The sequence below is a fragment of the Paenibacillus sambharensis genome, from assembly GCF_003233845.1.
Lineage (GTDB): Bacteria > Bacillota > Bacilli > Paenibacillales > Paenibacillaceae > Paenibacillus_I > Paenibacillus_I sambharensis.
In genome coordinates this window covers 203,551-226,905 of sequence record NZ_QKRB01000057.1, presented here as the reverse complement: position 1 = coordinate 226,905, position 23,355 = coordinate 203,551, and the positions used below count along the sequence as shown (strand labels likewise).

25 protein-coding genes are annotated in these 23,355 nt (G+C 52.7%); 1 reads left to right on the top strand and 24 read right to left on the bottom strand.

The window, feature by feature from the left end; all coding sequences use genetic code 11:
• Positions 1-2 precede the first annotated feature (2 nt).
• From DNH61_RS22775 to lpdA, 3 genes are all read right to left on the bottom strand, one after another.
• Complete coding sequence (locus tag DNH61_RS22775) at positions 3-986, bottom strand: alpha-ketoacid dehydrogenase subunit beta (RefSeq protein WP_111149122.1); 984 nt, start codon at positions 984-986, stop codon at positions 3-5.
• Between the two features lie 2 nt (positions 987-988).
• The gene (locus tag DNH61_RS22770) at positions 989-2,011 is read right to left on the bottom strand and encodes a thiamine pyrophosphate-dependent dehydrogenase E1 component subunit alpha (RefSeq protein WP_111149121.1); all 1,023 of its coding nucleotides are present in this window, start codon (positions 2,009-2,011) and stop codon (positions 989-991) included.
• A 157-nt stretch (positions 2,012-2,168) separates the two neighbouring features.
• A complete protein-coding gene (gene lpdA, locus DNH61_RS22765) occupies positions 2,169-3,593 on the bottom strand; it encodes a dihydrolipoyl dehydrogenase (RefSeq protein WP_111149120.1) in 1,425 nt (474 codons plus the stop codon).
• 157 nt (positions 3,594-3,750) lie between these two features.
• Here lpdA and DNH61_RS22760 point away from each other — a divergent pair, with 157 nt between their 5' ends.
• A complete protein-coding gene (locus tag DNH61_RS22760) occupies positions 3,751-4,047 on the top strand; it encodes a DUF2627 domain-containing protein (RefSeq protein WP_111149119.1) in 297 nt (98 codons plus the stop codon).
• A gap of 145 nt (positions 4,048-4,192) precedes the next feature.
• On the opposite strand, the gene spo0A is transcribed toward DNH61_RS22760, so the two are convergent.
• The 21 genes from spo0A to spoIIIAE form a co-directional block, all read right to left on the bottom strand.
• A complete protein-coding gene (gene spo0A / locus DNH61_RS22755; RefSeq protein ID WP_111149118.1) occupies positions 4,193-4,999 on the bottom strand; it encodes a sporulation transcription factor Spo0A in 807 nt (268 codons plus the stop codon).
• A 221-nt stretch (positions 5,000-5,220) separates the two neighbouring features.
• Positions 5,221-6,552: a SpoIVB peptidase gene (gene spoIVB, locus DNH61_RS22750; protein ID WP_111149117.1), complete on the bottom strand. Its 1,332-nt coding sequence runs from the start codon at positions 6,550-6,552 to the stop codon at positions 5,221-5,223.
• A gap of 122 nt (positions 6,553-6,674) precedes the next feature.
• On the bottom strand, positions 6,675-8,378 hold the full coding sequence (gene recN / locus DNH61_RS22745) for a DNA repair protein RecN (RefSeq protein WP_111149116.1): 1,704 nt from the start codon (positions 8,376-8,378) through the stop codon (positions 6,675-6,677).
• An 85-nt stretch (positions 8,379-8,463) separates the two neighbouring features.
• Positions 8,464-8,913, bottom strand: a complete 450-nt coding sequence (ahrC, locus tag DNH61_RS22740) for a transcriptional regulator AhrC/ArgR (RefSeq protein WP_111149115.1) — start codon at positions 8,911-8,913, stop codon at positions 8,464-8,466.
• 13 nt (positions 8,914-8,926) lie between these two features.
• Positions 8,927-9,397 carry a hypothetical protein gene (locus DNH61_RS22735; protein WP_111149114.1) on the bottom strand — a complete coding sequence of 157 codons (471 nt, stop codon included), beginning with the start codon at positions 9,395-9,397 and terminating at the stop codon, positions 8,927-8,929.
• Positions 9,398-9,595: 198 nt separating this feature from the next.
• Positions 9,596-10,414: a TlyA family RNA methyltransferase gene (locus DNH61_RS22730; protein ID WP_111149113.1), complete on the bottom strand. Its 819-nt coding sequence runs from the start codon at positions 10,412-10,414 to the stop codon at positions 9,596-9,598.
• A 27-nt stretch (positions 10,415-10,441) separates the two neighbouring features.
• The gene (gene dxs, locus DNH61_RS22725) at positions 10,442-12,337 is read right to left on the bottom strand and encodes a 1-deoxy-D-xylulose-5-phosphate synthase (RefSeq protein WP_111149112.1); all 1,896 of its coding nucleotides are present in this window, start codon (positions 12,335-12,337) and stop codon (positions 10,442-10,444) included.
• A 118-nt stretch (positions 12,338-12,455) separates the two neighbouring features.
• Positions 12,456-13,367: a polyprenyl synthetase family protein gene (locus DNH61_RS22720; protein ID WP_425452302.1), complete on the bottom strand. Its 912-nt coding sequence runs from the start codon at positions 13,365-13,367 to the stop codon at positions 12,456-12,458.
• 1 nt (position 13,368) lies between these two features.
• Entirely contained in the window at positions 13,369-13,581 is a 213-nt protein-coding gene (gene xseB / locus DNH61_RS22715) for an exodeoxyribonuclease VII small subunit (protein ID WP_146241129.1), read from the bottom strand.
• Positions 13,582-13,588: 7 nt separating this feature from the next.
• Positions 13,589-14,977: an exodeoxyribonuclease VII large subunit gene (gene xseA, locus DNH61_RS22710; protein WP_111149110.1), complete on the bottom strand. Its 1,389-nt coding sequence runs from the start codon at positions 14,975-14,977 to the stop codon at positions 13,589-13,591.
• A gap of 8 nt (positions 14,978-14,985) precedes the next feature.
• Entirely contained in the window at positions 14,986-15,846 is an 861-nt protein-coding gene (folD, locus tag DNH61_RS22705; protein WP_111149109.1) for a bifunctional methylenetetrahydrofolate dehydrogenase/methenyltetrahydrofolate cyclohydrolase FolD, read from the bottom strand.
• Positions 15,847-15,877: 31 nt separating this feature from the next.
• Positions 15,878-16,336, bottom strand: a complete 459-nt coding sequence (gene nusB / locus DNH61_RS22700; protein ID WP_111149108.1) for a transcription antitermination factor NusB — start codon at positions 16,334-16,336, stop codon at positions 15,878-15,880.
• A 110-nt stretch (positions 16,337-16,446) separates the two neighbouring features.
• On the bottom strand, positions 16,447-16,677 hold the full coding sequence (locus DNH61_RS22695) for a DUF2273 domain-containing protein (RefSeq protein WP_111149107.1): 231 nt from the start codon (positions 16,675-16,677) through the stop codon (positions 16,447-16,449).
• A gap of 15 nt (positions 16,678-16,692) precedes the next feature.
• Positions 16,693-17,253, bottom strand: a complete 561-nt coding sequence (amaP, locus tag DNH61_RS22690) for an alkaline shock response membrane anchor protein AmaP (RefSeq protein WP_111149106.1) — start codon at positions 17,251-17,253, stop codon at positions 16,693-16,695.
• A gap of 118 nt (positions 17,254-17,371) precedes the next feature.
• Entirely contained in the window at positions 17,372-17,779 is a 408-nt protein-coding gene (locus DNH61_RS22685) for an Asp23/Gls24 family envelope stress response protein (protein ID WP_111149399.1), read from the bottom strand.
• A 153-nt stretch (positions 17,780-17,932) separates the two neighbouring features.
• Positions 17,933-19,285: an acetyl-CoA carboxylase biotin carboxylase subunit gene (accC, locus tag DNH61_RS22680; RefSeq protein WP_111149105.1), complete on the bottom strand. Its 1,353-nt coding sequence runs from the start codon at positions 19,283-19,285 to the stop codon at positions 17,933-17,935.
• A gap of 38 nt (positions 19,286-19,323) precedes the next feature.
• Positions 19,324-19,800: an acetyl-CoA carboxylase biotin carboxyl carrier protein gene (gene accB, locus DNH61_RS22675; RefSeq protein ID WP_111149104.1), complete on the bottom strand. Its 477-nt coding sequence runs from the start codon at positions 19,798-19,800 to the stop codon at positions 19,324-19,326.
• A 168-nt stretch (positions 19,801-19,968) separates the two neighbouring features.
• Positions 19,969-20,595 (bottom strand): SpoIIIAH-like family protein, encoded by a 627-nt coding sequence (locus tag DNH61_RS22670; RefSeq protein WP_111149103.1) that lies wholly within the window; start codon positions 20,593-20,595, stop codon positions 19,969-19,971.
• A 66-nt stretch (positions 20,596-20,661) separates the two neighbouring features.
• Positions 20,662-21,297: a stage III sporulation protein AG gene (spoIIIAG, locus tag DNH61_RS22665; RefSeq protein WP_111149102.1), complete on the bottom strand. Its 636-nt coding sequence runs from the start codon at positions 21,295-21,297 to the stop codon at positions 20,662-20,664.
• A gap of 36 nt (positions 21,298-21,333) precedes the next feature.
• Positions 21,334-22,089, bottom strand: coding sequence for a stage III sporulation protein AF (gene spoIIIAF, locus DNH61_RS22660; protein ID WP_111149101.1), 756 nt, complete (start codon positions 22,087-22,089; stop codon positions 21,334-21,336).
• Between the two features lie 16 nt (positions 22,090-22,105).
• Entirely contained in the window at positions 22,106-23,353 is a 1,248-nt protein-coding gene (gene spoIIIAE, locus DNH61_RS22655; protein ID WP_245948301.1) for a stage III sporulation protein AE, read from the bottom strand.
• Positions 23,354-23,355: the final 2 nt, after the last annotated feature.

Below are 23,355 nucleotides of genomic sequence, written 5' to 3'. Positions count from 1 at the left end.
TTCTAATAAAGCGCTAATTTACGCATGGCATCATACACTTTGTCACGGTTTAGCATAAAGAATTTCTCTCCAGGCGCGTTGATCGGCATGGCTGGAACATCCGGCCCGCATAATCGCATAATCGGAGCATCCAGCTCATACAGCAGCTCTTCAGCGATAATCGCCGCAACCTCGGCACCGACTCCGCCTGTCTTATTGTCCTCATGGACAATGAGAACCTTTCCGGTCCTGCGCACAGCTTCCAGAATCGCTTCCTTGTCAAGCGGCTGAATCGTACGCAGGTCAAGCACATGTGCTTCAATGCCCTCACCGCTGAGCTCCTCGGCAGCCTGCATAATAAAATGCAGCGGCAGGCTGTAGCCAATCACCGTGATATCCTCACCTTCGCGCAGCACATTGGCTTTGCCGATCGGCACCGTGTAATCCGTGTCGGGCACTTCACCGCTTACCAGCTTGTAGCACTTCTTGTTCTCAAAGTATAAGACCGGGTCTGGATCGCGCACCGCTGCCTTCAAGAGACCTTTAGCATCGTAAGGAGTATATGGAGCTACGATTTTCAAACCTGGTGTGCCAAAGAAAACAGACTCCGGACACTGCGAGTGATACAAGCCCCCAAAAATCCCGCCGCCGATCGGCGCGCGGATTACTACGGGACACTCCCAGTCATTGTTCGAGCGGTAACGGATCTTAGCCGCTTCGCTAATAATCTGGTTGGTAGCCGGAAACATAAAGTCGGAGTACTGCATCTCCGCGATTGGCTTCATTCCGTACATGGCTGCCCCGATGGCAACGCCGGCGATAGCCGACTCAGCCAGCGGCGTATCAAGTGCCCGCATCGCGCCGAATTCGTCGAGCAGTCCCTTGGTTGTGGTGAAGACACCGCCCTTAAGACCGACATCCTCACCCAGCACGAAGACATTCTCATCACGGGCCATCTCTTCCTTCATGGCTAGCCGGATCGCATCTATATATTCAATGACTGGCATGGTTAGTTGCCTCCCTCTTCTGCGTACACATGCAGCAGAATATCCTCTGGTGCAGGGAATGGCGCTTTGTCTGCATAAGCAGTCGCATCATCAAGCTCAGCCTTGATGGCAGCCGAAAGCTCCTGCTCCTGCTCCTCTGACCATAGTCCGCAATCGATCAAGTATTGTTTAAATTTAGGAAGGCCGTCCTTCAGCTTGTTCTCCTCGACCTCTTCCTTCGTCCGGTAAGCCAGATCGTTATCAGAGGTGGAGTGCGGTGACAAGCGGTACATCATCGCTTCAATAAGTGTAGGGCCTTCACCGGCAACCGCGCGCTCCCTGGCTTCCTTAACAACCCGATATACTTCCAGCGGATCGTTGCCGTCCACACGAATGCCGGGAAATCCGTAGCCAAGTGCCCTGTCGCTGATTTTCCCGCTTACCTGCCGGTCTATGGGAACCGAAATCGCGTACTGGTTATTTTCACACATCAAAATAACCGGCAGCTTATGTACCCCGGCAAAGTTGCAGCCTTCATGGAAATCTCCCTGGTTGCTCGAACCGTCACCAAAGGTAACAAATGAAACAAACTTCTTGCCCTTCATCTTCGCGGCCAGCGCGAATCCTACAGCATGCGGCACCTGAGTAGTTACCGGACTGGAACCTGTCACAATACGCAGCTTCTTGCTGCCAAAGTGCCCGGGCATCTGACGTCCGCCGCTGTTCGGGTCCTCGGCCTTGGCAAATACCGACAGCAGCAGATCTCTCAGCGTCATGCCAACCGACAGAACGAAGCCGTAATCGCGATAGTAGGGGAGAAAATAATCCTGCTCCCGGTCGAGTGCATAAGCTGCCGCTACCTGAGCGGCTTCCTGACCAATCCCGGAAACGTGGAAATTAATTTTGCCTGCCCGCTGCAGCAGCAGCATCCGCTCATCGAATTTTCGGGCCGTCAGCATGGTGCTGTACATCTGCACGGCCTGCTCATCTGTCAAACCGACCTCACGGTGGCGAAAAGATTGGGTGACTGATTCGGTCTTAGCCATTATGCAGCCTCCTCTTCCTGGTAAAGTTCACTAGTATAAGTCTGTAGTTCCAAGTATTAATCGTTGATCTTAACACCAGGTACTAATAGTTGCTACAGCTATTATAACGCGAGTGGGCAAAAAAAGAAAATGTATCGTTTTGCACACCAGGCTGTATTTAAAACGCAAGCGAATTGCCGTCTACAGCCAGCATGGCTTCACCCAAGGCTTCGGATAGTGTCGGGTGCGGATGAATGAGCTGCCCTACTTCCCACACGGAAGCATTAAGCAAATCAGCAAGAGCTGCTTCCGTAATAAGATCCGTGACATGAGGCCCGATCATATGAACGCCCAGCACATCGCCCGTCGCCTTATCAGCCACCACCTTCACGAATCCGTCCGTCTCTCCCTTAACGACCGCCTTCCCAATTGCGGCGAATGGGATTTTCCCTGTCTTCACTTCAAAACCTTGGCTGCGCGCCTGGCTCTCCGTCCATCCCAGTGAAGCGACCTCGGGTCTCGAATAGACACCTCTTGGAATCCGGTGTGCCTCCACCAAATCAGGCTTCTGACCGGATAAATGCTCCACTGCAAAAACTCCTTCATGAGCAGCGGCATGAGCAAGCTGAACACCGCCAGTCACGTCGCCGATCGCGTAAATATGCGGCTCCCTCGTCTGCAGCATGGCATTCGTCTTCACAAACCCGTTCTGAACCTGGATATCCGTCGCTTCCAGACCAATCTCCTGGATGTTGGCCTCACGTCCCACGGATACGAGCATAGCAGCGGCTTCCAGCTGCAAATGGCCATCGGCAGATTCCGCTTCAATAGCAACTCTGCCTTCCCCCGATTGACAGGATTCAAGCTTAAGGTTAACCTTCGTCAGAACGCGTATTCCTCTTGTCCGGAACAGCTTCATCAGCTCAGCCGATACATCTTCATCTTCACCTGGAAGCAAGCGGTCCGCCGCCTCGACAACCGTTACCTGAGCGCCAAAATCATGCAGCATAGAAGCCCACTCGACGCCAATGACACCACCACCCACAATTAAAATACTGCTTGGCAGTGCCTTCATTTCGAGCACATCATCGCTCGTCATTATATGTACGCCATCATAGTTCAGATGAGGTAATCTGCGGGGTCTGGTCCCGGTTGCAATAATCAGGTTGGCTGAAATAACTGTCTCCATTTCGCCATCAGCCAGCTCAACAGCTAGGGCTCCGCTGCGCGGCGAAAAAATGGACGGCCCAATAATACGGCCCTTGCCTTTGATAACTTCGATCTTATGCTTATTCATCAGATACTGCAGCCCTTTATAAAGCTTATCCACGGTATCCGCCTTCCGCTTGGATACGAGGTCATAGCGGAGCGTGCTTTCTCCCCCGGTTACCACACCGAATTGTTCGGCTTCCTTGACGGTATGGTAAACCTCTGCGCTTCTAAGCAGAGATTTGCTAGGAATACATCCTTTGTGCAGACAGGTGCCTCCCACTTTATCCATTTCAACGATCGCTACTGTCTTCCCGAGCTGTGCCGCCCGAATAGCGGCCGTATATCCGCCCGGTCCACCGCCGAGCACTGCAACATCCACTTGGATGGTCATGTCCATTCGCCTTCTTTCGTATGTACAATTTCGCTCTCTATTGTACCTGTTTTCGGGCACAATAACATGTCCAAATTCGCAAAATGGACAGGTTAAACTGAAAAGGGTATGATAGGAGCAATGCAACTAGCACTTGTTGTTGTAGGAGGGTACCGGCGTGAGACAAGTCATCGCCCGTTTTATCGCCATTCTACTGCTCGTCATTCCCGGCTTCATGGCCACCTACGGCTTCTTGCTGCTTAAGGATTCGCTGTTTGTATTCTTCTCGGAATACGGCAACAATGAAGCAGTGGCTCCAGCCTTTCAGTGGGGCAAGTTTATCGCCGGAATGCTGATGTTTATGGCAGGTGTCGGTTTTATCGGAGGCTGGATTTTCTTTCGGGACCGTAAACGCAATTATGTTGCCCCCCGCTTCAAACCGAAAAGACCGCGCCCGCCAAGACAGGATGCTTGAGCGACAAGATGATGATAATTGGGCACCAGCAGTGGCATCAACTATACTAAAAACAACACCGTCACACTTCGGAGAAATCCGAAGCGAGGGCGGTGTTGTTTGTTGTCATGACCTGCTGCGGATTTAAGAATTAATCCTCACGCTTTCAGGACACCTTATGCTCAATGCGCAGCTTGTCAGCTACCATCGCGATGAATTCGCTGTTGGTTGGCTTAGATTTGCTGATGTTAATGGTGTAACCGAACAAGTGGCTGATGGAATCAATGTTTCCGCGAGTCCACGCGACCTCGATAGCATGACGAATGGCTCGCTCGACTCGTGAAGGCGTTGTCTTGAACTTCTCAGCGATTGCCGGGTACAGCGTTTTGGTGATTGCGCCAAGAATCTCAATGTTATTGTACACCATTGTAATCGCTTCACGAAGATATTGATACCCTTTAATATGAGCAGGAACACCAATCTCATGAATGATGCTTGTGATGTTCGCGTCCAGATTCTTGCCTTTGGCAATTGGTACGACATTGGACTTCGGCAGAGAAGATGTATAGTTGGAACCAGATACAACGGCTGGGTTGCCTACCAGCTGGCGAATCCGGTTAGCCAGGATTTCCATATCGAACGGCTTCAGTATGTAGTATGAAGCGCCGAGCTGGACAGCCTTTTGCGTAATATTCTCTTGACCGAATGCCGTCAGCATAATGATCTTAGGCATTGGATTGAGGTTCATATCACGAAGCCTCTCCAGTACACCCAACCCATCCAAATGAGGCATGATAATATCCAGAATAAGAATGTCAGGCGTCTTTCTTGATTCCTCGAGCAGCCTGAGCACTTCTTCACCATTGTAAGCTACACCGCTAACCGTCATATCACTCTGTTCTGCTATATACTCCGATAATAAGTTAGTAAATTCTCGGTTGTCATCTGCGAGTAAAACCTCAATTCTTTGCAAGTCTGAGTCCTCCCTTGACCGATTTGGATGAAGCATGTTTTTGCTATTATAACATTTTCGACATCCCCCATAAAATTCCTTCTGTCGAAAATTATTTTTCTTTATTTTTTTTCACAGCTTCTATATAATTAATATTTTATTACATAAGGTCTCCTCTTTCGAAGTTTTCCGTATTGATTCGACAATCCTCAGGTGCCTCAAAGAAAAAATCTTAAGGCGCTTTAACCCGCCTTAAGATTTTGCTGTGGAGTGCTGCTCTCCAGTAAAATCCCTGCATCCCGCAGCATCCATTCGATATAACAGCCATAGCCCGATGAGGGATCATTCACGAATACGTGGGTCACTGCCCCAACGATCTTTCCGTTCTGGATGATGGGGCTGCCAGACATGCCTTGAACAATCCCGCCTGTCTGTTCCAGCAGCTTCGGGTCAGTGATCTTAATCACCATCCCCTTCGTTGCGGGAGTCGTTTGCTTTGAGACATGTGTAATTTCAATGTTAAACTTCTCAACACGCTGTCCGCCTACGACTGTATAGATTTGAGCTGGTCCTTCTTTAACTTCCTCTGCGAACGCGACAGGTAAAGTTCCGCTTGTATATGTCGGCTTCGGAAGCTCCTTCATCTTGCCGAATATTCCAAACTGCGTGTTGTGCTCCACATTGCCAAGCACTTTGCCTTCCTTCACAAAATGTGCTCTCTTCTCACCAGGTTCCCCGCTCGAGCTCTTGTTGATTGAGGTTACACTCGACTGAACAACCTGCCCCTCGCCAACCTTAATGGGCGTCTGGGTGTCCATATCCGTAATCACATGCCCGAGAGCGCCATACACACCCTGATCCGGTGCATAGAAGGTTAAAGTGCCCACACCAGCAGCGGAATCACGAATGTACAGACCGAGCCGCCAAGCCTTATCCTCTGGATCGTAGGCAGGCTTCAAATCTTTAGTTACGATCTGTGAGCCGCGCTTGATCTCGAAGTGCAGAGGTTTGCCTGAGCGGCCAGCCTTATCCACAATCTTGCTCATCTTGGCCACTTCATTCAGGTAGGAACCGTTGACCTTAACAATCAGGTCCCCCAGGCGGATATCGCTGTCTTGACCTGGCGATACCTTAACTCCTGGCTTCGTCTCTACTTGGTGATGGCCTACAACCATAATACCATCTGACTTCACTTTAACGCCGATCGTCTGGCCTCCGGGCACAACGCGGAGATCAGGAACAACATTAAGTTTAACTGTCTTAAAGGGTATACGACCAAATAATTTCATCTTCATCTCTGTTGTACCGCTATGGGACGGGACCAGGGATAAAGGCTCGTTAAGGTCGACCTGAGTTGATGCACTGGCCGATCCATTCACCTTGACAACATCCGGATCAACGGTTACCTTGGCATGAACCGGCATTAAGTAGTCCAATTGCTTCAATTGGCCGGAAAAAAGCCTGAGCTCACTTGGAAAAGCCGCGAAATGCTGCAACGGGGCGGAGAAGCCGATCATGCAAACGAAGAACACGAGAATTAATCCTAACCAGCGTTTCCGGTTACTTGCGTTCAATGATTTTCACGCTCCCTAGGTTTCCGTCTCCTGACGAAACGTCATTCGCCAATGGCGTACCTATAAGGTAACCTTGCCCCCAGGGTTTTATGACCGATAAAACCTTCCCGTAATACCTTCCATTACGCGCCCTTCTGTCTGCCGGCTAAATCAAGCATTTCCTGCGCATGGAGCCTTGTTTTGTCCGTGACCTCCACACCGCCCAGCATACGAGCAAGTTCTTCAATCCGTTTCCCGCCAACAAGCTCCGTAACGGAGGTTGATGTGCGTTCATTACGGATGCTCTTACGGATTTCATAATGGTGATCCGCCATACAGGCCACCTGCGGAAGATGCGTAATCGAGAATATCTGGCATCTGTCCGACAGGACAGACATCTTCTCCGCGATCGCCTGTGCTGCACGGCCGCTAACACCTGTGTCCACTTCGTCGAACACCAGCACGGGTACTTCGTCGATTGCCGCAAATATTGTCTTCAGAGCGAGCATAATTCTGGACATCTCGCCCCCGGAAGCGATTTTGCTCAATGGCTTAAGCGGCTCACCCGGGTTGGCAGACAGCATGAAGACCGCTTCATCTACTCCATGTGGTGTTAATCGGAAGCTGTCTGTTCCTTCCTGCAGCTTGTCCAGCTTCACCTTGAAGGTGGTGCGTTCCATCTGCAGCTGCTTAAGCTCCCTCTCGATTTCTGAAGCCAGCTTGTCAGCCGCATGGTGACGAAGTCCGGAGAGCGACAATGCGAGCGACATTGCGCGATCGTACAGACGGCCTTCCTCTTCGCGAAGCCGCTGCAGATGCTCGTCACGGTTCTCAAGCTTGTCTACATCAGACGATATCTTGTCATAATAAGCCAATATGTCTGGAATCTGCTCGCCGTATTTGCGTTTCAGACCATTGATAAGATCAAGCCTGTCTTCGATTTCGGCTAGACGTTCGGGATTAAACTCCACCTGATCGCGATAGTCACGGAGCTGGAACGATACGTCCTCTGCCTGATAATAAGCGGATTGAAGCTGCTCCACCAGCGGCTCCAGCACGGTTGGGTCGTAAGAACGGATGTCTTCTAAATGGCTTAGCGCCTTGCTTAGAGCCTCCAGTCCTTTCGTTCCGTAGAGCAGTGAATAAGCTTCGGTTGCATGCTCCATAAGCCGCTCGGCGTGCATCAGCTTCCGTCTTTCCTCCTGGAGCGATTCATCTTCCCCAGGTACCAGACCGGCAGATGAAATCTCCTCTATCTGGAACTTGTACAAATCAAGCATCTGCATATTGTGACGGGAAGACTCTTCAAGCTCCCGCAGCTTCGTACGTGTCTGCTGAAGCTTATGATAAGCCGCCTGATAACCGCGTTTTTTCTCAGCCAGCGTATCGCCAGCGTACAAATCGAGCCACTCCAGATGACGGTCAATTCGAAGCAGGGATTGATGCTCATGCTGGCCGTGAATGTTAACCAGACAATCGCCGACTTCCTTCAGCATGGTCAAGTTAACCACCTGGCCATTAATGCGGCTGACACTCTTCCCGTGAGCGGACAGCTCACGCCTGATAATCAGCATTTCTTCACTCGAAGCGCCTATGCCCAGCTCGTTAAGCACACGCCATACACGATGACCTGGATGGAGGTCGAACATCGCTTCGATTTCAGCCTTGTCACATCCGTAGCGAACCATATCGGAAGCACCGCGTCCCCCGATGATGAGGCTGAGTGCATCAATGAGTATCGATTTGCCTGCTCCTGTCTCACCTGTCAACACATGAAAACCGTTATGGTAGCTTACAGACACTTGCTCGATGACCGCCAAGTTTCGAATGGACAATTCCCGAAGCATGTTCTCTCCCTCTCCTTCTCTCATTACCATGTGTAATTGGCGTATCCGCCATTCATCAAAATTCTGTCCTCTGTCAAACCAGAATTCAGTTCAGCATATCCAGCAGTGACTGTACAATCTCAGTGCTCTGTTCTCTTGTCCTGCAGATGATTAGAATGGTATCGTCACCTGATATAGTTCCCATAACTTCCGACCATTCCATATTATCAATCAGGGCCGCAATGGAGTTCGCTGTGCCCGGCAGGCACTTCATCACGACAAGATTGTCGGTGTAATCAACATGAACAAAATTATCGAGCATGGCTCTGCGCAGCTTGTGAACCGGGTTAAACTTCTGTTCCTGGGGAAGCGAGTAACGATACCTGCCATCTTCCGTCGGAACCTTGATCAGCTGCAGTTCCTTGATATCCCTCGACACAGTGGCCTGGGTAACAATCATCCCTCCGCGCTTGAGCGCATCGACCAGGTCATCCTGTGTCTCGATGGGTTCGCTATTAATAATTTCTCTGATCTTCAAGTGGCGTATTGCCTTCATTCCGCAGTTCCTCCTAGCCCTGAGCCGTTATCTGAAACGTCAGGGTCCGTATCCATTTGTCGCGTGCATCCATAATAATAATTCCCTCTGTGCCAGGCACAAGCAGTGCGTACATGAACAGCCTGTCCCGCAGCCCGCTGCCTGTCCACTCATAGGGCATCCGGTCACGAGCCGTCTTCACGAGGTAAGTCAATCCATCCCTCTCGGCCACGTAATCCACATATAACCGCGTCTTTAACTTCTCACCGTCCAGACTGATTGTGACAGGAATCCGGTGTTTGCCGGAAACTACTTCATAGCCTGACTGCTCAAGAAATTTCACATTCTCATCATCAGGCGCAAGCTCTTCACCATCGCCGAGCAGAACCACCCGGGACCCTGAAGGCTCATGAAGCCATGCATAGAAAGAGCGGAACAGCCAAACGGCAAGAAAGGAACCCGCCACCGCCATGATGACCCAATCAGCCGCATTCCCCAAATTCATCCCTCGTTTCTTTAGGTAACATTACCATAAAGATTCGCGCACAGGGGCCGCAATTCCTTGTCAGCATCAACTGCGAACATTTGTTTGCTTTCAGTTTACCAGATCATAAATCAGATTTCCAGTACTTCATAAAAAAAGAGATAAAGCCGCAGTCCGCAGCCTTACCTCTTCGTTCCTTAATTCTATTGCTTCCTAATTTCATCCAGCCGTGAACGTCCCTTTGGCCTCAGCCACAAGGGCATCAATGGCAGCGGAATCCGGTACGTTCGCTTCCCCTTCTCGCCACTTCCAATATGCGAGAAACTCAATATTCCCTTCCCCGCCGGTAATCGGGGAGAACGTAAGACCGTGCAAGCTGAACCCAAGCTCGGCAGCAAAACCGAGAATCCTGCTGAGTACTTCCGCATGAACGGCAGAGTCGCGAACAACTCCTGATTTCCCGACCTTCTCCCGTCCGGCTTCGAATTGCGGCTTAATAAGGGCTACTACGCCTGATCCCGTTTCGAGAAGCCCGGACAGCGGAGGAAGGATCAGCTTTAGCGAAATAAAAGAAACATCAATTGTAGCGAACGTAGGCCGCGGTCCTGTCAGATCGCCCGGCTGTGTGTAACGGAAATTGGTCCGTTCCATAACTTCGACCCGGCTGTCCTGTCTAAGCGACCAATCCAGCTGGTTGTACCCCACATCTACAGCGTAGACAAATGAGGCGCCATTCTGGAGGGCACAGTCCGTGAAGCCCCCGGTTGATGCCCCTATGTCGAGCATAACACAGCCTTCCAGATTTAATTCAAACTGCCGGATAGCCTTCTCCAGCTTCAGACCGCCCCGGCTGACATAAGGATGCAGAGCACCCTTGACGGTTATCTCAGCTGTCCTAGGCACCTTCGTCCCGCTCTTCTCGATCCGCTCGCCATTTACCAGGACAAGGCCTGCCATCAAGGCAGCCTTCGCCTTCTCCCGGCTTTCATAATGCCCCTGCTCTACAAGCAGTACATCAATCCGTTCCTTGTCGGCCATTCACTCACCATCACCTGTCATCATGCTTTATTGGCCTGTTGCCCGCTGCCGCTGCCGCGGCATCATGCCGGTTACCTCTGCTGCAACCCGCTCCGGTGTCAATCCAACCTCTTCACGCTGTTCCTTGATCGAACCATGCTCGATAAAGGCGTCCGGAACACCGACAATACGAATCTGCAGGCCATATTCGCCCCGCAGCGAGTAATGCTCCAGTACGGCACTGCCAAGACCGCCCTGCTGGGTTCCTTCCTCCAGAACGATCATCGGGATCCTCTCTTCCGCCAGCTGCTGCAGCATCTCGGCATCCAGCGGCTTGATAAAGCGGGCATTGACAATTCGCAGCGATAACCCTTCGCGCTTCAGCAGCTCTGCCGCTTCTTCAGCCACCTGGATCATTGGACCTGCGGCAAGCACAACGGCTGACTCACCTTCACGAACGGTTTCCCACTGGCCAATCGGGATAGGCAGCGGCTCCGGATCAACCTCAACGCCACGGCCTGCCACACGGGGATAGCGCACAGCGATTGGACCATTATCATAGTCAACTGCTGTCCTCATCATCCGCCGAAGTTCATTCTCATCCTTAGGCATCATGAGCACCATATTAGGAATATGCCGCAAATAAGCCATATCGTATACTCCATGATGCGTCTCGCCGTCAGGCCCTACGAAGCCGGCCCGGTCAATGGCAAATATAACATTCGCGTTCTGCCGGCAGATATCGTGAACGACCTGGTCGTAAGCCCGCTGCAGGAAGGTCGAATAAACGGCATATACCGGCTTCAGTCCCTCCATGGCAAGCGCGGCACACATCGTCGCGGCATGCTGCTCGGCAATCCCCACATCAATCATCCGGTTCGGGAACCGTTCGGCAAACTTGAGCAGTCCCGATCCGCCCGGCATAGCCGGCGTCACGGCAACGATCCGGTCGTCCTGCTCCGCCAGCTCGATCAGCATCTGGCTGAACACCTCCGTATACATCGGAGGGCCAACTGCCTTGACCACCTGGCCGGATTCAATTTTGTAGGGTGTAATGCCGTGCCACTTGTGCGAATCCGCTTCAGCAGGCGAGTATCCTTTGCCTTTGAGCGTCAAAGCATGAATCAGTACTGGCCCATCGACATTGGCGGCCTGTTGGAATGTTTCCAGCAGCTTGCCAATATCATGACCGTCGACCGGTCCTAAGTACGTATAGCCCAGTTCTTCAAACCACATACCGGGCACCATCATATATTTCACGCTGTCCTTGAGCCGTTCCGCTGTCTTGGCCAGCTTTCCGCCAATCGCCGGTATCCGCCCAAGTAAATGCTGCAGGTCATCCTTGGCTTTAATATAATGCTTGTCGGAGCGTATCTTGCCCAGATAGTTATGAAGGGCGCCAACATTCGGGGCGATTGACATTTCATTGTCATTCAGGACCACAATCAGGTTCTTCTTCTCGTGGCCGATATGGTTCAGCGCTTCGAGCGCCATACCGCCTGTCAGGGCTCCGTCTCCAATAACGGCAACAACCTTGTTGTCTCCGCCCTGCAGGTCTCTTGCAAGCGCCATGCCCATGGCTGCTGACAGCGAAGTGCTGCTGTGCCCTGCCTCCCAGACATCATGCTCGCTCTCGGCGCGTTTGACAAAACCGCACAGACCCTTGTACTTGCGCAGCGTGTCGAAGCGCTCCATGCGTCCGGTCAGCATCTTGTGCACATATGCCTGATGACCGACATCATAGATGAATTTATCCTTCGGGCTCTCAAATAAGTAATGCATCACAACCGTAAGCTCGACAATGCCCAGGTTCGGGGCAAGATGCCCGCCTGTAACCGACAGCTTTTCAATAAGAAATTGACGGATTTCAACCGCCAACTGCTCCAGCTGCTCCGCTGATAGACGCTTGAGGTCTTCAGGGCACTGGATATGTTCGAGCAGCATGTGTTTTCCTCGCTTTCTTGGACTGAAAACACTGTTGTCCAAAGAATGTCCAACGTTGTCGTCTATTATATCACATGTCGCCATTTCATCCCAATGCCTTGCGCATTCCGGTCTGGCGTTAATGATCTCTCTTCATCAGGTAATCCGCAATACCAAGCAGCCTGTCTGGATAAGCGAATCCGGCTTCTTCAACCGCTTGCTTCGCTTCCGCGGTAAGCCGCTCGACTTCTTCACGGCTCTTGTCCATGCCAAGCAGATAAGGATAAGTGACCTTATTCTGCTCTACATCACTATTCGTCTTCTTGCCAAGCTTAGCCTCATCGCCAACCAGATCCAGGATGTCATCTTGAATCTGAAAGGCGAGCCCCAGCTTTCTTCCGAAGATCCCCAGCGCTTCAAGCTGACTGGAGCTTGCACCGGCTGTCCGTCCACCGGCCTGCACCGAGAAGGCAATCAGATCACTCGTCTTGTGCAGATGAATGTAATCGAGCTCCTCGATGGTTGTAATCCCCTGTTCGCCGAGCAGATCAGCTGTCTGTCCGCCAACCATGCCGGGAGCCCCGGCAAGACGGGCGAGCTCCTCCACTATAGCGAGTGTGGCTTCCGCCGATACTCGGCCATTCTTCGCTGCCTGGGCAACGCAGTAGAAAGCATGAGTCAGCAGGGCGTCTCCGGCCAGAATTGCAACCGCTTCCCCGAAAACCTTGTGATTCGTAGGCTTGCCACGGCGGAAGTCATCATCATCCATAGCAGGGAGGTCATCATGAATAAGTGAATACGTATGTACCATCTCTATCGCACAAGCAATCGGCATGGCTGCACCCGCTGCCTCCGCTTCCCCATTCACTGCTTCGGCGGCAGCTAAAACAAGGACAGGCCGGAGCCGCTTGCCTCCTGCATTAAGCGAATACAACATCGCTTCACGCAGGCGCTCAGGCACATCCCATTCCTGCGGGAGCGCCTGATGCAGCGCATCCTGTACGGCTGCCGCTTTCTCTGCTATATAGTCAGCTGTGCTAATCTGCTTCAAATTATTCCCCTCGATCCTCTTGGCCTGGAGCAAACGGCTTGCGCTGCACGCCGTCTTCCGTCTCAATCAGCATTTCGATCTTGCGTTCCACGTGCTCGAGCTTGCTGCCGCACAGCTGTGACAGCCGCATGCCTTCCTGGAACAGCTCAATAGCTGTTTCCAGCGGCACATCGCCATTTTCAAGCCTTGTCACAATCTCCTCAAGCTGCTCCATCGCTTCTTCAAATGTTTGTGTCGTTTCCTTCTGTTCCACCGCTTTTACCCTCTCCTTTCATTCCCCAAACATGACAGTCCAAACTTCCGTCCGCAAGACGGACATGGACAAGATCGCCGGGCTGAACATCCTGAATGGATTTAACCAGATGCTCTTCCTTCTCGTCATATATAAGGCCATATCCTCTGGCCATTACTTTAAGCGGACTTAGGGCATCCAGCTGCCTTACCGCAGAGCCAAGCGCAGACCGCCTGTCCCTGACCTTCAGGCGCATGATGCCTTCCAGCTGCTTCTGCAGGTCAGTGAGCCGATCAGCAGCTGCTTCCGCGCGCGCTCCGGGATGAGAACGCTTAAGAGCCCCCTGCAGACGAACCAAGCGTTCTCTGCTGCGTTCCGAACGACGTACAAATCGGGTGCGCAGCTGTTCCTTCAGACGGTCCAGACGCTGGGCAGGCTCAAGCAGGTACCGGCGCGGGTGCATGAATAACGGGGAACGCCTCACGCGCGCCAGACGTTCCTTCCTCACCTGGACGGTATGCCTCAGAGCCTGTGCCAGCCTGCGTGAGGCTTGATCAACCTGCTGTCTCATCTCCATCAAGTGAGGAACCGCAAGCTCAGCAGCAGCGGTTGGCGTCGCGGCGCGCAAATCCGCAACAAAATCGGCAATTGTATAATCCGTCTCATGACCTACCGCCGATATAACCGGAATTAGCGAGCCCGCGATAGCCCTTGCTACCGACTCCTCGTTAAAGGCCCACAGCTCCTCGAGCGAACCGCCGCCCCTTCCTACAATCAGTACGTCCACCTGCTGTTCCCGGTTCAAAAGTTCTATGGCCTTTACGATAGCAGGCGCTGCCTGGGGGCCCTGAACAAGCACGGGAACAAGACTTACATGAACATTCGGAAACCGGCGCTCGAGCGTAATGAGAATATCCCGAACCGCGGCTCCCGTCGGGGAGGTCACCACACCAATCGCTTTGGGAAGCCGCGGTATCGACCGCTTGCGCGCCGGATCAAACAGCCCTTCTGCCTCAAGCTTTTTCTTGAGCTGCTCAAAAGCAAGATACAGGCTGCCAATACCGTCCGGCTGCATCTGGGTTACATAGAACTGATAGTTGCCGTCCCGTTCATAAACAGAGAAATTGCCCCTTGCCATTACCTTGGCGCCCTCTCTCGGTATGAAGGGAAGGCGCTGGTTATGAGAGGCAAACATAATGCATTTCAGGCGGCTGTCGCTGTCCTTGAGCGTAAAATACATATGACCGCTTGAATGATGCGTGAAATTAGAGATTTCGCCGCGGAGCCAGACATCGCCAAGAAGATTGTCCGACTCCAGCTTCATTCGGATATATCGTGTGATTTCCTTTATGGAATAAATGCGGGGCTGTTTAGCCATAGACATCATCACTCCCCGATGCCGTGTATCCGTTTTGCCGCTTTCAGCGTATTTTTGAGCAGCATGGTAATCGTCATTGGGCCTACGCCGCCCGGTACCGGTGTTATGTATCCCGCGGTCGTAACCGCATCCGAATAGTCTACGTCACCCGCAAGCTTGCCGTCTTCCAGACGGTTGATGCCTACGTCGATCACAACTGCACCCGGCTTGATGTAACGGGAATCAATCGCTTTGGCTTTGCCAATCGCTACGACCAGGATATCCGCCTGCCTTGCAATCTCGGCCATATTCTCGGTACGGGAATGGCAGATTGTTACCGTTGCGTGCTCCCGCAGCAGCAGCATGGAAACCGGTTTGCCGACAATGTTGCTGCGGCCGATCACGACAGCATGCTTGCCTGCTATCGATACACCCGAACGTTTGATCAGCTCAATACACCCGGCTGGCGTACAGGGCAGCAGACTGTCATCGCCGATCATCAGATTGCCGGTATTCAGCGGATGGAAGCCATCCACATCCTTCTCTGCGCTGATTGCATTAATAACCGCTTTCTCGTCAATGTGGGAAGGCAGCGGAAGCTGAACAAGGATCCCATGAACCGACGAATTCTCGTTAAGAGAAGCGACGAGTTCAAGCAGCTCCTGCTGAGATGTCGATGCCGGCATGCGGTGCACCTCGGAGTGAAATCCCATCTGCTGACAGGCCTTCTCCTTGTTCCCGACATAAACCTGCGAAGCGGGATCCTCACCCACCAGCACGACTGCTAGGCCCGGCTTAATCCATTTGGCAGCCAGCTCCGCCGTTTCCTGCTTCAGTTCCTCACGGATTTGATCCGAAATCGCTTTACCTTCAATTCGCTGTGCTGACATGATATCCCCACTCTCCCGTTCGTTTGTTCGCTTACTGCTTGTCCTTTGCCTTCAATTCCTCAACAGCCTTCAGCAGCCGGCCCAGCACGCCGTTGACAAATTTACCGGATTCGTCCGTCCCGAAGTGCTTGGCGAGCTCTATCGCTTCGTTCACTACGGCTTTTGGCGGTACATCCTCACGATATACCAGCTCATAATAAGCGAGCCTCAAAATCTGGCGGTCTACGCGTGAAAGCCTGTCCACCTGCCAGCCGGTCAAATACTGCTGAAGCATATCGTCGATTTCAGCCAGATGATCCCTCACTCCTGCAACCATATCATAAGCAAACCGGCTGAGCGCCTGCAGCCCGCTTCCGCCAGCTTCTACTTCACTGTCTTCCTGCCCCGCTTCCTCGACAATCATGGCCACCGCTTCCTCGGCAGACACCTCATTCATTTCCATCTGGTACAAGCTCTGTACCGCAATCTCACGCGCTAGTCTCCGCTTCATATGTCCTCCTGCAGCAAATTGTTATGGGAACAACGAAAAAAACCTATGATCTCCTCCCTGCCCCGAACGGACTGTAAGCCGACGTCCGGCGTACGGAGGAAATCACAGGGCTATTTGAACCATCTCCACCGCTCGTTTAACCAACCGGTTAAACGTTCCCATGGAAAGACCGGTCCGGTTCGCTCGTCCTTCAGTCTTCCAACATAATAGCCGATAAACGTTAGTAAAGCAAAAAAAAGCATGTCCCAGAAGCCGGCAATCAAGTAAATGCACCCGAAGAACACACCGGCCGCCACGCCGGCGATCCGGCCTCCGTACGTTGACAGGATCTCCTTCCACATCGCCGATGACCTCCTTTATTCGACGCGGCTCTTGAACGTCTGGGTTTGCACGATATTGGCTACAAATACCGAAACGCTGGATACCGGTATACCCGTTATTTCCTCCACATGCTCCTTGACAGCACGCTGAATTTCCTCTGTAACAAGCGGAAGAGAGGTTTCCCCGTCTACAACCGTACGCAGCATAATATCAAGGCCTGATTCAACGATCCGGATACGGGCACGCAAATCCTTGACACCGCGCTGCTTGGCAGCCGCTTTGAGCGCGAGATTCTCTACCGTTTCCACGGAGATTCGGATATCGCCAAATTCCGTACGCTGGTCAATGGAAGGAGAGGATGCATTGCCTCTTCGCAGAGCCACATACAGGAAGCGCAGGCTGATTAACAAGATAATGACAGATACCGTGATGACGATTCCTTGCAGCAGACGGTCCGTTCCGTATAAGGATTCCACCCAATCTTCCGCTTCCCTCTCAGGAATGATCCTGCTGACCAGAAGAAGTGCCACAACACTGACGGCAAAGCCGATGATACTGTAAACAAGCAGCAGCAGCCTGTCCATGATTTTGGCCAACGTTCTTACCCCCTTATGTAGAGATGACCGCATGAAGTGTTATATAAGAAAATAATCCCCCTTCTGGCGAGCGGCATGCCGTCCACGAGGGGGAGATAACCCAAGCGATCGTTCCTAATTACTTGACTCTGTAAGCTGAATCTTCCTCTGCCGGCTTATCAGCGTTCTTGAAGTGGACGTCATGAATATGAACATTCACTTCGACAACGGTCAGGCCGGTCATCATTTCGATTGACCGTTTGACGTTGCGTTGAATTTCTGCAGCAATCTCGGGAATGCGGTTGCCGTATTCGATAATGATGGACACATCCACTGCAGCTTCGCGCTGCCCGACCTCAACCTTAACGCCCTTGGATAAATTCTTGCGTCCGAGAAGCTCAGCAATACCACCTGCGAACCCGCCGCTCATGCCCGCTACGCCTTCAACCTCCACGGTTGCAAGACCTGCAATGACCTCGATGACTTCTGGCGCGATCTGGATGGTGCCCATATCCGTTTTCTCGTAATCGGCGGCTATCGTATTGATCTCCATGTTACACCTCCCGAAAAGTTGCGTTAGCTCTTTAAATCTAGCACTCATGCTGAACAGCTTATCCGCAGTCTTATTACTATACTATAACATTCGGCGTGATTTATGACAAACCAGTGGAAATGTCACAAACCCGCGCCACGCTTACTTTTATGGTGTGTTTACATCGTATTCTTCCAGGAATTTGATATCAAAATCTCCCTCAGCAAACTTGGGGTGATTAAGCAGCTTCAGATGGAACGGGATCGTCGTCCGAATGCCTTCTACAGCAAATTCGGCCAGGGCCCTCTTCATCCTGCTGACCGCTTCTTCCCTCGTCTTGCCCCAGACAATAAGCTTCGCAATCATGGAATCATAATGCGGAGAGATCACATAGCCGGGATAAGCGGCGCTGTCCACACGGACACCAAAGCCCCCAGGCGGCAGGTAAAAATCGATCTGCCCAGCAGCGGGCATGAAGTTGCGGTCCGGGTCTTCGGCATTGATCCGGCATTCGATGGCCCAGCCGTCAATAACCAGTTCCTCCTGGTTGAAGGACAGCGGGTTGCCTTCAGCTACCGAGATCATTTCCTTGATTAAGTCAACACCGGTTATCATCTCGGTTACCGGGTGCTCGACCTGAATCCTGGTATTCATCTCCATGAAATAGAAATTGCCATCCGGCCCGAGGAGGAACTCCAGGGTACCGGCGCCCGAATACTCAACCGCAAGCGCGGCGCGCACAGCCGCCTGTCCCATTCGTTCGCGGAGCTCAGGCGTCATGACTGGACAAGGAGCTTCCTCTACGAGCTTCTGCCGGCGGCGCTGCACAGAGCAGTCCCGCTCAAACAGATGAACTGCGTTGCCGTGCTTGTCGGCCATGATCTGAATCTCGACATGCTTCATGCCGGTCAGGTATTTCTCAAGATAGACACCGGCATTGCCAAATGCCTTCTGAGCTTCCTGCTGGGCTGTCGAGATCTGCTGGATCAGCGACTCTTCATTGTCTGCGATGCGGATGCCCTTCCCTCCGCCGCCGGCTGTTGCTTTGATAATTACCGGGTAACCAATTTCCCTGGCGATCAGAACCGCCTGATCAAGGTCTTCTACCAGACCATCCGATCCCGGGATAACCGGAACATCCGCTTCCTTCATCGTAAGCTTGGCAACCGCCTTATCACCCATACGGGAGATAGCCTGCGGCGAGGGGCCGATAAAGGTCATATTGCAGGACTCCACGATTTCCGCAAAGTCGGCATTCTCGGCAAGAAAACCGTAACCAGGGTGAATCGCATCACAGCCGGTTAGCGTGGCAACGCTCATAATATTAGTCAGATGCAGATAACTGTCTTTCGATAATGTTGGTCCAATACAGTACGCTTCATCCGCAAGCCGGACATGAAGCGAATTGCGGTCTGCCTCTGAATAGACGGCAACCGACTGAATACCGAGCTCGCGGCATGCGCGGATAATCCGCACAGCGATCTCGCCGCGGTTGGCGATCAGGATTTTATGAAATTTCAATGCTTAAACCCCTTTCAGCTTTGAGGTGCATACCGCATTCACTCCGGTTTTACCAAGAAGAGCGGCTGACCGAATTCTACAAGCTGTCCATTCTCGACAAGCACGTCCACAATCTCTCCGCGCACTTCTGCCTCCAGCTCATTCATGAGCTTCATGGCTTCCAGTATGCAGACGACTGTCTTCTCGCTTACCCGGTCGCCGACATTAACGAACGGTCCCGCTTCAGGTGACGGGGAACGGTAGAACGTGCCGACCATCGGAGAAGTAATAGAATGCAGATTGCTTTGTGCAGCTGCTTCGGGCTGCTGTGCCGCTGGCGCAGGGGCCCCCTGCGCGGCTTGGACCGGTTCCGGAGCCGGTGTATATGTATGCGTGACAGGTGCCGTCTGGATGACTTCTGTCTTTCCCGGTTTGCGGATAAGCAGGCGGCTGCCTTCGTTCTCGATTTCGAGTTCTTGCACCGAGGTTGAGTCGATGAGCTTGACCAACTCTTTGATCTCGCTGAGCTTGAACATGGACGCTTCACTCCTTAGACTTTGTAACGCTAGCTAATAACCAAGCTTTCACATACCGTTTGTATTATAGCACAAACATTTCGGAACACGAACCCATTTTTTTGCGGGCAAACAAACCGTTCCCCGCTCGCTTTAAGTCACGGCGGGGAACGGTCTTCTTTCGGCAACTCAAGGAATATACTGCACAGATACCTGGCTGGCTGGTACTTCCATAGTATCGGTTACCTTATTAATAATGTCTGCGGCCTCTGAGCGTTCGAGCTGTTCGCTCTCCACGAGCACCTTGTACGTCCCATTCTCTTCGGCGATAGCCACCTTGCTGAAGGAGTTCTGAAGCTCCATCTCAATCGAGGTTAGCTTCTCTTCCATCTGCTCAAGCTTATCAAGCTCTTCGAGAGCAGCCGTCGCTTCTGTGTCGTCGTGCTTGGTGTCCGACACAATTCCCATCAGCCGGTCCATTTCCTTCTGGAACTCTTCATTTCGTGCATACAGGTACTTCTCAAACTCATCCCCGCCAGTCTCGGCTCCCATAGTCTCAAGCCCCTTCAGCACCTCTTCGTCTGTCAGCGCTCCCGTTCCCTTCCCGTTCTGAGCTTCCGACTCGGCAAGCCAATCGGCTCCCGCAGGGCCTTCACTGACCTCAACACCATCCTGCAATTCAGTTTGCTGAACCGTGTCCGCCGTCAGACTTCCCGAACCGCTGTCCAGATCCTCTGTAAACAAGTAATACGCTGACAAGACAACCATCAAACTCAGCATAGAAACAAGCCAAACCGTTTGTCTCTTCGTATTCATATTCTCCTCTTCCTTCCCGGATATAGACTTTTTCAAGCGACCTTTCTTTTATGGACGGGCATCAGGCTACCCCTGCTTCCTTGGCACCACGGATATGCGATGAGAGGCAATGTTCACGCCGCGCTGCACAGCATCCTCAATCAGCTTTCGCACCGTTGCATTCTCGGCACCCTTGGCCACCACCAGAATCCCCCGCACCCGCGGTTGAATCTTTTTGATTACAACAGGAACACCATCGCCGGACACCTCATAAATGACAACCTGGCCTTCCTTGGTTTCAGATGTGATGTGGCGCCTGCCGCCCTTGACATCCGTTTCCTCTGTTACCTGTTCGGCTGTTTTCCCGTTCTTCTCATACACAACTTCTTCAGTGGCATCCACTGTCACAAGAACATCAACTGTGCCGACCCCCACGATTTTTTCCAGTATATCTTTAAGGCGGGTTTCCAACGGCCCTTCGATTCCTTCAAAAGCGGAACCCTCACCGGACTGCCGTCCCGCAAAAGCTTCCTGGTCGGCTGGCGGCTGATTTTCCGTGTCCGCAGCCGGCTCAACTTCCTGCATGGTCAGAAACGAATTAACGATTATCAGTCCTATGCCCAGGCAGCCGATCAGCAGCAGCCATCTTAAGGACCGGACCCGCTTAGGCCCTCCAGGCCCGCCGCCGACCGCAGACTCCAGACCATCCAGCCATTTTGCCAACTTCCCTCTCTCCCTCCGTCAACTCCTTGGCCGCTTCTATGCCGGCATCCTGATCACGATTTGCTCCGGCTTCACCCCCCAGCGCTGGTATACTAGCTCCTTAATCACTCTGGCAGTCTCCGCATCGGCTTGAGTCCATTTCTCTTCATTGTTCCATGCAGGAAGACTTTCCTGTATGCCCGAATGCCCCCGTTCGACCTGCACAGGATCGATCTCTTCAATGACGACCGGAAGAGCTTCTGCCGCTTGCACAGCGCCAGATGTGGCTGACCGAGCATCCTCTGATGCTTGCCCTGTATGGCCAGAACTCTCCTCTTCTGCCTTGTCCCTCCTAATTTCAGCCATCGTAATGGTAACAGACTTCAGGACAGGGCCCTTATCCTTGTCAACCAGCAGCTCTACTGCCACATCAGCTACATCGCCGCCTACCACTTGCTCGGCTGCCGCCTCAATCTCCCCTTCTAATGTTCTTGCCGCTAGCTCGGCCGCCTGCTCGTTCCGCTTGCTGCGGAGCTCTTCGGCACGCCTCTCGATGTCCTCTAGGCTGGGCATCCGGGGAATGTCCCTGCTGGAGGCTTGCTCCCAGCTGCGCAATCCCGCTTCAAGCAGCTCATCCGCATTGCCCTTCACGAGGGACAGAATTGGTGACAGCATAGCGAGCAGAATCAACAGTCCAAGAACCAGTCTTACGTAGCGGTGGTATGCCTTGCCGGGAACAAGCAGATCGATGACGGCTGCCAGCAGAACAATCCCCAGAATCTGTCTCAGCCAGTCGCTCAGCCACACCATCATGCCGCTCACCCTCCCGCTACCTGATCATGATCGCCGCATTTCCGGCTGTAATAATAATGGTCACTGCCAAAAAAAACATCATCCCGACTGCCGCCAGCGACGCGAACACGAAGATCATCGTCTTGCCGATTGTCTCGAGACAAGCTGCTATCGGACTGTTCCCAAGCGGCTGCATAACCGCTGCGGAAATCCGGTAGATAAAGGCAAGGACCAGGATCTTGATGGCAGGAAAGGCACACAGGAACAGCAGGATGACCACACCTGCGATACCAATCGCATTTTTGACCAGCAGAGAAGCTGACACCACCGTATCCGCCGCATCCGAGAACATCCGCCCCACAACCGGCACAAAATTGCCGGTTACAAATTTGGCTGTCCGGATCGTTACACCGTCCGCCACCGACCCTGTGGCGCCCTGCACCGATATCACGCCCAGAAATACTGTCAGCAGAAGTCCCAGAAGGCCGACACCAAGGGTTCGCAGCAGGTTTGCCAGATGGGTCACCTTGAAGCGGTCCGTTATTGCGCTGGCGATGTGCAGGACAGCCGAGAAGAACAGCAGCGGGAACACCAGCGCATAAACAAGCGTGCCTACCGTGTGGATCATGAAGACGATCAGCGGGTGAACGACGGTTACTGTTACGACACTGCCCATTGATGCAAGCAGGGTTAGCAGCAGCGGAATCATCGCCATCATGAACTGGATCATGCCGGCAATCGCGTCCTTCGCGTAGCCGATCGCCGAGTTGAAGCTGTTGACAGCAAGCACTAGGAGCACCATATAGGCAATCGCGTAACCCACCTTACTGACCGCGTTCCGCTCGAACGCATTTTGCAGAGTCTCCAATATCATGCAGAATACCGCCAGAAGCACGATGGTAACGAGCAGCTTGCCGCTGTACAGGACCTCGAAGAGGACAAACCGGAGCAATCCCTGCAAAACCGTCTTGAAGTCCAGCCCTTCCCCGCCCGGAATAATCATCTCCATAAAGCTCGGCATATGCCGGTCTGGAAACAACCCGCCGTAATCCTTCATCAGCTTATCCCAGTAACGCTCAATCGGCTGCGTATCCAGTCCGGCAAGACCCTGCTCCGTCATTGTGCCGCCTGCTGCTCCGTCTTCGACCGTCTGACCGCTCCCCTCCGCCGCCGATGGAACGGAAGCCGAGAGTACCGGCGAGTAAATAACCAGAAGCAGCTGAATGAGCAGAGCTGCGGCCATGAGCTTCTTCATATATGCGATTCGTCCGGCAGCACCGATCATGC

Excerpts from the sequence above, each read along its gene's own strand:
- spoIIIAE (WP_245948301.1), bottom strand. The coding sequence starts at position 23,353 with ATGATCGGTGCTGCCGGACGAATCGCATATATGAAGAAGCTCATGGCC.
- DNH61_RS22695 (WP_111149107.1), bottom strand. The coding sequence starts at position 16,677 with ATGTGGAAGGAGATCCTGTCAACGTACGGAGGCCGGATCGCCGGCGTG.
- folD (WP_111149109.1), bottom strand. The coding sequence starts at position 15,846 with ATGTCAGCACAGCGAATTGAAGGTAAAGCGATTTCGGATCAAATCCGT.
- spoIIIAF (WP_111149101.1), bottom strand. The coding sequence starts at position 22,089 with ATGATGGTGTGGCTGAGCGACTGGCTGAGACAGATTCTGGGGATTGTT.
- nusB (WP_111149108.1), bottom strand. The coding sequence starts at position 16,336 with ATGAAGCGGAGACTAGCGCGTGAGATTGCGGTACAGAGCTTGTACCAG.
- recN (WP_111149116.1), bottom strand. The coding sequence starts at position 8,378 with ATGCTTCGGGAATTGTCCATTCGAAACTTGGCGGTCATCGAGCAAGTG.
- DNH61_RS22730 (WP_111149113.1), bottom strand. The coding sequence starts at position 10,414 with ATGGCCGACAAGGAACGGATTGATGTACTGCTTGTAGAGCAGGGGCAT.
- DNH61_RS22775 (WP_111149122.1), bottom strand. The coding sequence starts at position 986 with ATGCCAGTCATTGAATATATAGATGCGATCCGGCTAGCCATGAAGGAA.
- ahrC (WP_111149115.1), bottom strand. The coding sequence starts at position 8,913 with ATGAAGGCAATACGCCACTTGAAGATCAGAGAAATTATTAATAGCGAA.
- DNH61_RS22735 (WP_111149114.1), bottom strand. The coding sequence starts at position 9,397 with ATGAATTTGGGGAATGCGGCTGATTGGGTCATCATGGCGGTGGCGGGT.
- DNH61_RS22770 (WP_111149121.1), bottom strand. The coding sequence starts at position 2,011 with ATGGCTAAGACCGAATCAGTCACCCAATCTTTTCGCCACCGTGAGGTC.
- lpdA (WP_111149120.1), bottom strand. The coding sequence starts at position 3,593 with ATGACCATCCAAGTGGATGTTGCAGTGCTCGGCGGTGGACCGGGCGGA.
- dxs (WP_111149112.1), bottom strand. The coding sequence starts at position 12,337 with ATGCTGCTCGAACATATCCAGTGCCCTGAAGACCTCAAGCGTCTATCA.
- xseB (WP_146241129.1), bottom strand. The coding sequence starts at position 13,581 with ATGGAGCAGCTTGAGGAGATTGTGACAAGGCTTGAAAATGGCGATGTG.
- xseA (WP_111149110.1), bottom strand. The coding sequence starts at position 14,977 with ATGGCTAAACAGCCCCGCATTTATTCCATAAAGGAAATCACACGATAT.
- DNH61_RS22670 (WP_111149103.1), bottom strand. The coding sequence starts at position 20,595 with ATGAATACGAAGAGACAAACGGTTTGGCTTGTTTCTATGCTGAGTTTG.
- accB (WP_111149104.1), bottom strand. The coding sequence starts at position 19,800 with ATGTTCAAGCTCAGCGAGATCAAAGAGTTGGTCAAGCTCATCGACTCA.